Origin of the sequence: Maledivibacter halophilus, assembly GCF_900167445.1 — a bacterium.
Classification (GTDB): Bacteria; Bacillota; Clostridia; order Peptostreptococcales; family Caminicellaceae; genus Maledivibacter; species Maledivibacter halophilus.
Genome location: NZ_FUZT01000025.1, coordinates 42,094 through 52,533, shown reverse-complemented (window position 1 = coordinate 52,533; position 10,440 = coordinate 42,094). Strand labels below are relative to the sequence as shown.

At 32.3% G+C, this 10,440-nt stretch carries 8 protein-coding genes; 3 read left to right on the top strand and 5 right to left on the bottom strand.

Annotation, left to right across the window (positions count from 1 at the left end; translation table 11 throughout):
- A partial coding sequence (locus B5X81_RS25930) for an IS4 family transposase (protein WP_139380389.1) occupies positions 1-619 on the bottom strand: 619 nt, incomplete at its 3' end.
- Between the two features lie 598 nt (positions 620-1,217).
- On the opposite strand from B5X81_RS25930, the gene B5X81_RS25925 reads away from it, so the two are divergent.
- Positions 1,218-2,483: an amidohydrolase family protein gene (locus B5X81_RS25925; RefSeq protein ID WP_079495922.1), complete on the top strand. Its 1,266-nt coding sequence runs from the start codon at positions 1,218-1,220 to the stop codon at positions 2,481-2,483.
- Between the two features lie 27 nt (positions 2,484-2,510).
- Here B5X81_RS25925 and B5X81_RS25920 read toward each other — a convergent pair whose 3' ends face one another.
- Both B5X81_RS25920 and B5X81_RS25915 read right to left on the bottom strand, forming a co-directional pair.
- Positions 2,511-5,159 carry a calcium-translocating P-type ATPase, SERCA-type gene (locus B5X81_RS25920; protein WP_079495921.1) on the bottom strand — a complete coding sequence of 883 codons (2,649 nt, stop codon included), beginning with the start codon at positions 5,157-5,159 and terminating at the stop codon, positions 2,511-2,513.
- Positions 5,160-5,656: 497 nt separating this feature from the next.
- Positions 5,657-5,938 (bottom strand): hypothetical protein, encoded by a 282-nt coding sequence (locus B5X81_RS25915; RefSeq protein WP_079495920.1) that lies wholly within the window; start codon positions 5,936-5,938, stop codon positions 5,657-5,659.
- Positions 5,939-6,218: 280 nt separating this feature from the next.
- Between B5X81_RS25915 and B5X81_RS25910 the strand changes: the two genes are divergently transcribed.
- Together B5X81_RS25910 and B5X81_RS25905 are read left to right on the top strand one after the other, a co-directional pair.
- On the top strand, positions 6,219-6,530 hold the full coding sequence (locus tag B5X81_RS25910; protein WP_079495919.1) for a hypothetical protein: 312 nt from the start codon (positions 6,219-6,221) through the stop codon (positions 6,528-6,530).
- Between the two features lie 351 nt (positions 6,531-6,881).
- On the top strand, positions 6,882-7,382 hold the full coding sequence (locus B5X81_RS25905; protein WP_079495918.1) for an SEC-C metal-binding domain-containing protein: 501 nt from the start codon (positions 6,882-6,884) through the stop codon (positions 7,380-7,382).
- 174 nt (positions 7,383-7,556) lie between these two features.
- On the opposite strand, the gene B5X81_RS25900 is transcribed toward B5X81_RS25905, so the two are convergent.
- On the bottom strand, positions 7,557-8,840 hold the full coding sequence (locus tag B5X81_RS25900) for a GntP family permease (protein WP_079495917.1): 1,284 nt from the start codon (positions 8,838-8,840) through the stop codon (positions 7,557-7,559).
- Between the two features lie 25 nt (positions 8,841-8,865).
- Complete coding sequence (locus tag B5X81_RS25895) at positions 8,866-10,419, bottom strand: acyl CoA:acetate/3-ketoacid CoA transferase (protein ID WP_079495916.1); 1,554 nt, start codon at positions 10,417-10,419, stop codon at positions 8,866-8,868.
- Positions 10,420-10,440 lie beyond the last annotated feature (21 nt).

The window sequence follows — 10,440 nt, the reverse complement described above, 5'->3', positions numbered from 1 at the left end:
CTAATTTTTCAAAAAAGGCTTTACTAAAGTATCCAAGGTCTGTAATAAGCAATTCATTTTTATCAATTAATGTAAGTAGTTTATCTGTATAAGTTGTGTCAGGCCCAGGAGCTTTTGTTAATTCTATGCTCCCAAATAAACTGGATACTAAACTATATACACCTTGAATTTTCAAAGCAGATTTAGCATTGCTTCCGCCTAGACCAGGCCATATATTTGATAATTTATCGGGCAAAGTAATTTTTGTGCTATCACATATTTTTACATCTTTAAACTGTGAAAAGATTTTAGTTGTTTTTGCTGTAAGCATGTTATTTATTGTAAGATGCATAGTCTCTTTAAATACTTCTTCCAAAAGTTTAGATGTTTTCTTTAATCTTTTATGGATTGCTACTTTACTAATTTGCAAACCAGGTTGTAGTGCTTCACACTTTGATGCAATTTCATTTAACGAAGGATTTGCTATATTTATTAAACCAAAAGTAAAAACTTTAACAAGAGTTTCTGGCATAAGCATTGTTCTACGCTTTGTAAAACCAATATTTTTAGCAATTTCCATTATTTTTATATGGTTTAAAAATCGAATTACGTTTATAATAAGTGATGAAGATATCTTCATGGGAATCTCTCCTTTGTGATTTGGTCGTCACTTAGAGATTCCCATTTTTGTTGTCTTTTTGCAAATGTAATTTTTACCTTGGTATAACTTGGCTTAAGTTAACGCCTATGACTCCTACATATAGTTTTAAAAACTCCACCTCCATACTATATGCAATATCAGGATTTCTTTCAAATCGACACTTTCTATTATACCATTTAATGCTAAATCGTCTAGTGATATCCCATTCATTGGTACTAATCCTATTGCTCTTTTACTGATTTACATATTAAAGTACTTAGAATGATCTATATCATCAAAATATATTTTTTTCTAAAGATAAACAACTTTAAAGGTTGAACAAATTGATTAATAAATTTCCTCATTTATATGTATCAAGAAAGCTATTGATGAGATATAATATCCCTATAGCCATTTTAATAATACATTTAAACAAATAAATTCCATAATTACCTTCTTAAAAAATCATCTGCTCCCTTACATATAGTTCTTTAATCTCCGAAGCTATACTTCTCAAGTATCAAAATACTCAGCATTTCTAAGAACATTTGTTTATTATAAACAATTATATTTTAATATATATACTAGGAGGATCAATATGAATGAAACTTTAGTCTTAAAAGGAAATATTATATTCACAAAAAACACTGATAAATTTGAAATCTATAATAATGCCTTTATTGTATCTATTGATGGTAAAGTAAAAGGAATTTATAAAGAATTACCTAAAGAATATAGTAATTGTAAAATTAGAAACTATGGAAACAAATTAATTATTCCTAGTTTTGTTGATTTACATCTTCATGCATCTCAGTTTTTGCAGTGTGGCATGGGTATGACTAAACAATTACTTGAATGGTTAAATGATTATACCTTTGATTTGGAAAAGGAATTTCAAAATGAAGAATTTGCTAAAGAAGTTTATACTAAATTTGCAGATAAATTAGTAGATAGTGGTACCCTTAGGGCATGTATATTTGCATCTTCTTCTACAAAGGGTACCGAAATACTTTTTGAAATATTAAAAAAGAAGGGGATTGGTGCCTATATTGGTAAAGTAAATATGGATAGAAACGCCCCCAACTTTATTATTGAAAGCACTGAAGAGTCTATAAAAGGAACAGAATATCTTATAAAAAAATATAAAAATGAAAAATTAGTTAAGCCTATAATAACTCCTAGATTTGCACCAACAAGTACAGATGAGCTGCTAGAGAAACTAGGTGAATTAACTAAAGAATACAGCCTCCCAGTTCAGTCCCATTTAAGTGAAAATATAAATGAAATTAACTGGGTTAAGGAGCTTTTCCCCGATTCAAAATACTATTTAGATGTTTATGATAAATATTATCTGTTTGGACATACAAAAACTGCTATGGCCCATGGAATTCATCTAAGTGACGAAGAACTTAATATAATTAAAGGTAAAAATGTAATATTAGTTCATTGTCCTGATTCAAATATAAATGTACGAAGTGGGATAATGCCTTTGAGAAAGTATTTAAATATGGGAATTCCCATTGGATTAGGCAGTGATATAGCAGGTGGTCATAAAATTGCTCTAAACGAAGCAATGGTTCGGGCAATTCAATTATCTAAATTATTAAGTATAAATAATCCAGAATATAAACCACTTACTATTCCAGAAGTGTTTTATTTAGGAACTAAAGGTGGCGGGAACTTTTTCGGAAAAACCGGAAGCTTTGAAGAAGGTTATTTATTCGATGCATTGGTCATTGAAGATGATAAATTAATTGCAGACAGATATTCTCTAGAAGATAGACTGGAAAGATTCTTATACTTAGGAGATGATAGAAATATTATTGCACGTTATGTAGAAGGTAAAGAAATTAAGCAGATTTAAAATCATTTAAATCTGCTTCTTTCTTTATTAATATCTATTTTTAAAGGTTTTAGAAATTTCACCGGCAAATAAAGGTAAAAGGCCAAAAGCCATAGTTAAACCTAAACCTGTCATTGATACAGTAGTTGTTTTAAAAATTGGCTGTAAAAATGGCACATATACTACTGTAAACAGCAAAATTCCTGCCAATAGTATTGAGTAGTTTAAGTATTTATTACTAAAAACTTTAACTTTAAACAAAAAGCTTGTCTCAGATCGTGCTGAATATGCCCTTAATAATTCTCCAATAATTACAGTTATAAAACAATAGGTTTGCCCTGTTAATCTATCGCCAGACCGACTTCCAACCCAAAAAGAGATTAACCCAGCTGCTGCCAGTGCAGCCGATTGGAATGCAATACTAACAATCATTTTTTTATCAGCTATTGGTTCATCTGGAGGACGTGGTTTTTGATCCATAACACCTTTTTCCTTGGCTTCTATTCCTAATGCAAAGGCTGGAAAAGAATCCGTTATCAAATTGATCCAAAGTATTTGGACAGGAACCAAAGGCGAGCCCCAACCCAATAGCATTGATAAGAAAATTAAAAGTAATTCCCCAAAATTACAGGATAATAAAAATCCTACAAATTTTCGAATATTATTGAAGATTACTCTCCCCTCTTCAACTGCATCTACAATACTGGCAAAATTGTCATCCGTCAGTACCATATCAGCAGCTTCCTTGGCAACATCAGTACCTGTAATACCCATAGCTATACCAATATCTGCCTGTTTTAAAGCCGGGGCATCATTAACTCCATCACCTGTCATAGCTGCTATATCCCCATTTGATCTAATAGCTCTAACAATTTTCACTTTATGCTCCGGTGACACCCTTGCAAAAACATTTATATTCTTAACTTTTTCCTTAAATTCTTCTTCACTATAATTATCAATTTCTGACCCACTCATTGCTTCCAGTTGATCATCTATAATACCAATATCCCTTGCAATAGCACTTGCTGTTATCTTATGGTCACCGGTTATCATAACAACACGGATGCCTGCTCTTTTGCAAAGCTTTACTGCTTCTTTTGCTTCCTCCCTTGGAGGGTCTATCATTCCTGTCAAGCCTAAGAATACAAGATCATTTTCTTCTTGTTTAATGTCTGTCCCTTCGGATACTATTTTGTTTGCAAAGCCTAAAACCCTTAAAGCTTTATTTGCAAATTTATTATTTGCTTTATTAATTTTTTCTATATATTCATTGGTTAATGGCTTTATTTCACCATTAACACTAATTTTACTGCATTTACTTAATATAACATCCGGTGCACCCTTGGTGTACATAATATAATCAGTTTTTCTTTTATGTATTGTGGACATTAATTTTCTTTCTGAATCAAAGGGATATTCATCTATCCTGGGATAATTTTTATTAAGTTCATCCTGAGGATATCCACCCTTTGCACCTAGAACAACCAGGGCCCCTTCAGTGGGATCTCCAATAATTTCTTCTTTCTCCTTAATAAGCTTTGCATCGTTACATAAAACGGATACTTGCATAATTCTTTCAAGAGTATCTGATGTGCATTCTCCTTTTTCACAGATTAATTGTCCAATAGTAGAATAACCTGCACCGCTTACATCCCAAATATTACTTCCATCAAATACCTTTGTAACAACCATTTTGTTTTGAGTAAGTGTTCCTGTTTTATCGGTACATATAACTGTTGTGCTTCCTAAGGTTTCCACTGCCTCAAGTTTTTTAACTATTGCATTTTTTTTAACCATTCGTTGCATTCCCAAGGCCAATACAACTGTAACAACTGCCGGCAGCCCTTCTGGAATTGCAGCAACTGCCAGGCTAACTGCTGTCATGAAGATCTCAAGTAAATCTTCGTTTCTAAGTATTCCCATTATAAAGATGATTACACAAACAGTTAAGCATATAATCCCCAATATCTTACCAAATTGAGCAAGTTTTTTTTGAAGTGGAGTAGGTTCAGCTTTTACTTCATTTAACATGGTTGCAATGTTTCCAATTTCCGTTTTCATACCTGTTTCTGTCACTATTCCCTTACCACGGCCATAGGTTACAATGGTACTCATAAATGCCATATTTCCACGATCCCCAAGGGCTAGGTCTTCATCAACTATTACATCCCATTGTTTTTCAACCGATACCGATTCCCCTGTTAGAGCCGCCTCTTCAATTTTCAAATTTACACTTTCAATTAATCTAATATCTGCTGGCACATAGTCTCCTGCTTCTAATACAACTATATCCCCTGGAACAAGCTGAGAAGATGCTATTTTTTGCAATTTCCCATCCCTCAACACTTTAGAAGCGGGAGCAGACATTTCCTGTAAAGCTTTCAAAGCATTGCTGGCCTTATTTTCTTGTATAACACCTAAAACTGCGTTTAAAATAACTATTATAATGATAAATGCTCCATCAATAATCTCACCTAAGGCAATGGAAATAATTGCGGCTATAATTAATATGATAATTAGAATATCTTTAAACTGATCTATAATCATATTAAGAACTGTTTTACTTTCTTTTTCTTCGAGACTATTTTCCCCATATTTATTACGTCGATTTTTCACTTCCTCTATATCAAGACCTTTTAAAGGGTCTGTATTAAAATCTAATAAAGTTTCTTCTACAGATTTATTGTGATATCCCATTCGAATCTCCCTTCAGCTTCTAAATCCTTTATCCTGTTGTATTAGAAATTATTAAAACTCTCACCATAGAAATTAGCATAGTAAATTTTTTTAGTATTTTATATAATAATTTAAGTGAGTAAATTACATAATTACCTTCTGCAAAAACTATCTACTACATATAGTTTTGAAATCTCGAAAGCTATACCATATATATTATTCAATTTTGCTAAATTAGAGTTATTCAATTTCCTCAAGTATAAAAAATTCCTAGTAAAACAAATATAAAAATACTCGGTATTAAAGTCTTTACCTGAATCTTTATATTATAATTATAATTTCCAAAGGAAGTCTTTTATATACTAATATGTAAACTTAGCCTGTTGTGCTAATAAATCAAATAATTTATTTTAAATACAATTCAGTGAGTTTTAATATTTCATTTGAGTGATTTTTATGAACCAGTTTTCCCCTTAAAATTCCACATATAATCAATTGTCTCTTTCATACTTAGTAAATTATAAATATAATAAAAAGGATATCATAGCTTCTTCAAGTAAATTTTTGATTTGTTTTTCATTGAAGTTTTTAATCTTTATCCAACCCCTTGAGTTTATATTATATTCATTCTCTTCTAAAAATCTACCACAAATATATCCATTACCGGTATTTGGATTCAGTTCCCTAATAACCACCCTATCACTATACTTATAGTTAACTCTTCCATTACCAATTTCATATTTATAAAGCTCATCATATGAATCAAATATAATTTCTTTTTCTGCAAAAGATAAATTCATTATTTTCTCCTCCCAAGTATAATATGCTATAAATCGAATTATTCATAAAAAGCTTAAAAGTTTCTATCAAAGTTTTGAATTTCATATAAATAATTCGGTTTTATATACTGTATTATATAAAGTGAGATAGATTCCTTTGACTAGTTTTGTAATAAAAAGGAATTCTTTCGAGATAATTATACATTTTTCTCATTTATTGCTATTTATCATATAGTTAAATTAATCAATATATAGTATAATATAATAATAATATATACACTATATTGTCAGGAGTGTTAAAATGAAAAGGTCAGTATATTTAAAACATTATTATACTATAAAAAATTTGATTAAAAAGCTGGGAACTGATGGAGCCGATGATTATCTTCGTGGAAATTTAAGTAGGTTTTCTAAACAAGTTTCCACAGCCCGTAAAAATATATGTTCTATTAAAAAATCAATACTCATGCAAAATAATAGTGCTGAAAAAGGACGTTTAGAATACGATCTTAATGAAGCTATAAATGTATTGAATGATTTACTTGAAAAGTTAAAAACTGCCGATGAAATGTACCTTTGTTATATAAATTACATAAGAAAAAAATCAAGTTAGTTTTTTGAAAGCTTTCTTTTTTTATACTTAAAAAAAGAAAGCTTTCCGGGAAGATCTATACTATCGCTTAAATGTAATATCTTTTAATATTCCCCCTTTAAAAGAACGTAAAGATGACATTTTATTATTAACAAATCATTTTATCGATAAATACAATAAAAAATTTTCTAAAAATATCAACTTAAAATATAAGCCATCTGAAGATTCTTCACGATAATATTTTAAACAAAAATCCAAATCTCTTAAATTAAATTTACATATCCTATTTTTTTCTAATATATGATATAATACTTAAGAATTAATTTTGCTTTAAATATTCACAAATGAAAATTGAAGAAAGGATGTAGTTTAATGTCTTTATTTAAACAATGGAAAGATCAGGCTTATATTGAACGCTCACAAGAAGAATACAATAAATTTTGGGGTGAATATCTTCCCAAGGAGCAAAAAAATTATGAATATATATTAGAAAACAAAAATGAAAAAATAGAGGGGGCTCTAGCTGAGCTTTCAGAAAAATTTGAAATGGATACCGTAACCTTTGTTGGCTTTCTAGATGGAATTAATACAAGCCTTGTAGAAGAAATAGACCTTGACAACTTAACAGAAGAAAGTAATCTGTCTCTTTCTGTAGACTTTGAAAAGCTCTATTACAACATGCTCGCAGCCAAAGCAGATTGGCTTTATAATCTACCTCAATGGGATGACATACTTACCAAGGAAAGAAGAAAAGAAATAAGAAAAGATTATAACAGATCCCGTATCGTTGTAAATGATAAAAAAATTGGAAGAAATGAACCATGTCCATGTGGTAGTGGAAAAAAATACAAAAAATGCTGTTTAAATAAATAACTTTACTGTAAATATTATTAAATTCAGCTGTATATTTGTATATTAAAAAATTGCAATAATAGGCACTTATAAAATTTTTAATTTTATAAGTGCCTATTGTATATTTAAATCTATTCTGATAATAATTTAAATAAATTTCCGCTAACTTCTCTACTATTATAATGTTAAATTATATTATATAAGGCCTATACTTGCTAAAATTATTGCTATAGCAACTGATAATACAGGGGTTGCAGTACAGGTAATAAATATATCAAAATAGGAATCCTTATGGGTCATTGCAGTAACAGCCAAAAGCGTCAATACAGCTCCATTATGGGGTAATGTGTCCAAGCCTCCACTGGCTAAAGATGCAATCCTATGAAAAGCTTCTAGAGAAACTCCTGTACTTGCTGCCAATTCTACATATTTCTCACCTAGAGCCTCAAGTGCAATTCCCATTCCTCCAGATGCAGAACCCGTTGCCCCTGCTAATACATTTACAGCCACAGCCTCTGAAATAAGTGGATTTCCTTTAATACCAAGCATCACATTTGTTAAGGTTTCAAAACCAGGTGCTGCTCTTACTACCGTACCAAAGCCTACAGCAGCACTTGTATTAATAATAGCTAAAACTGAACCCGATGCTCCATCATTGATTGTGGAAACCATAGAAGGAATTCGTTTATAATTAAGTACTAATCCTAAAACAATGCCTGCCAATAGAGAAGTAACGATATTAAATTTAAATGCATTTAACAGAACAACCACTGTAATCAATGGCAAGGCTGAAATAAAGGGATTAGGCAATTGACTAGAATCAGTAATCTCTACTTTTTTATTCGGTTCAACAAAGACTTCACCAGCTGCACTTAATTTCTTTTCTCTATATGTCAGCCAAAACATACCTACACTAAACATAATTAACGCCGCCACTGTACCCATAATTGGTGCAGCCATAGGTGTTGTTCCATAGTAATCCATAGGAATTAAATTCTGAATCTGAGGTGTTCCTGGTACTGCTGTCATTGTAAAGGCGAAGGCTCCCAAAGCGATAGAACCGGGAATTAACTTTCTAGTAATATTTGCTTCTCTAAATAATGCAATTGCCAAAGGATAGATTGCAAACACAACGACGAATAGTGAAATTCCACCATAGGTTAATGCGGCACAAGCCACTACAACTGCTAAGATAGCCCTTTTCTTTCCAATTACTGAAATAATCCAATGGGCAACTGATTGAGCTGCTCCAGATTCGTCCATAACCTTACCGAAAATTGCTCCCAGCATAAATACAGGAAACCATGATTTAGCAAAACCTACAAACCCCGTCATATATGACTGTGTATAAGCTGGTAATAGTTCTAATCCACCTGTAAGGGCAACCACCATAGCACAAATTGGTGCCACCCATATAATCGACATCCCTTTGTAGGCTAAAAACATTAATAAGGCCAAACCAATTATTATTCCTAACATTGTTTTCCCTCCTTTTTTTCAATTATTAGATTATTAATCCCATCTTTTCCAATTTAAAAATTCTATTATCCATTTCTTTAAGCTTAGGACTGATCATTGGCTTAAAGTTCATTTGATTAAGTATATCCTTTTGCAAATCCACGCCCGGAGCAATTTCAGTCAACACAATACCTTCATTTCCTAGGATAAATACAGCTCTTTCAGTGATATAAACCACTGTTTGGTTTTCATCCGTTGCATACTCTCCACTGAAGGTGATTTGTTCAACCTCCTTGAGGAATTTCTTAACCTTACCCTCTTGTAAAATCTTTAATTTACCTTCTTCAACTGTAATTTTCAGTCCACCTGCTGTAAATGTCCCGCAAAACACAACCTTTTTAGCATTTTGAGTAATATTAATAAATCCACCAGCTCCAGCTATTTTGGGGCCAAATTTACTTACATTAATGTTTCCAATTTTATCGCATTGGGCTAATCCTAAAAATGCAACGTCTAAGCCTCCACCATCATAAAAATCAAATTGATATGGCTGATCAATAATTGCTTCTGGATTGATTGCAGCACCAAAGCTTAAACCTCCGGTAGGGATTCCACCTATTGGTCCCGGCTCTACTGTCAGTACCATTTCTTTACCAATTCCTTCTTCGTTTGCAACTGCAGCCACACCTTCCGGCATACCGATTCCCAAATTCACCACCGCCTGGGGTACTAGTTCCATTGCAGCCCTTCTGGCAACAATTTTTCTTTCGCTTAACTCCATAGGCTTAACAGAATCAATTGGAATCTTAATGTCACCAGTATAGCTGGAATTATAGGCCTCAGCGAAGGTTTGCATATGATTCTTCATATCCTTTACCTCTACAATAGTATCTACATAGATTCCCGGAATTTTTACAAGTCTTGGATCAAGGCTTCCTGACTTGACAATTCTTTCAACCTGTACAATTACCTTTCCACCGGAATTCCTACATGCTTGGGCAATTGATAAAACCTCAAGAGTCCCTGCTTCCTTTTCCATGGTAACGTTTCCATTTTCATCAGCATAGGTTCCTCTGATTAAAGCAAAATCAATAGGAAAAGCCCTATAAAGCAGATATTCCTCTCCTAAAACCTTAATTAAATGAACCATATCCTCAGTTGTCTTTTCATTGAGCTTTCCTCCTTCAACCCGTGGATCAACAAAGGTCTTTAAACCAACCTTTGTAATAGTTCCTGGCTTTTTGGCTGCAATATCTCTAAATAGATGGGAAATGGAACCTTGGGGAAAATTATAAGCTTCTATTTTATTTTGAAAGGCAAGTTTTTGAACTTTTGGAACCAAACCCCAATGGCCCCCAATAACTCGTTTTAACAATCCTTCATGGCCTAAATGATTTAGCCCACGATCCTTTCCATCCCCTTGTCCTGCTGCATATACCAAAGTTAAATTCTTGGGCTCATTTGTTTCCAAAAACCTTTTCTCCAGTGCAATTTCCAGCTCTTCAGGTACAGCGTTACCAACAAACCCTCCTGTTGCTAAGGTACTACCTGATCGGATTAGCTTTACTGCTTCCTGGGCAGTGGTGAATTTTACCGACATATTAAAATCCTCCCTTCATGA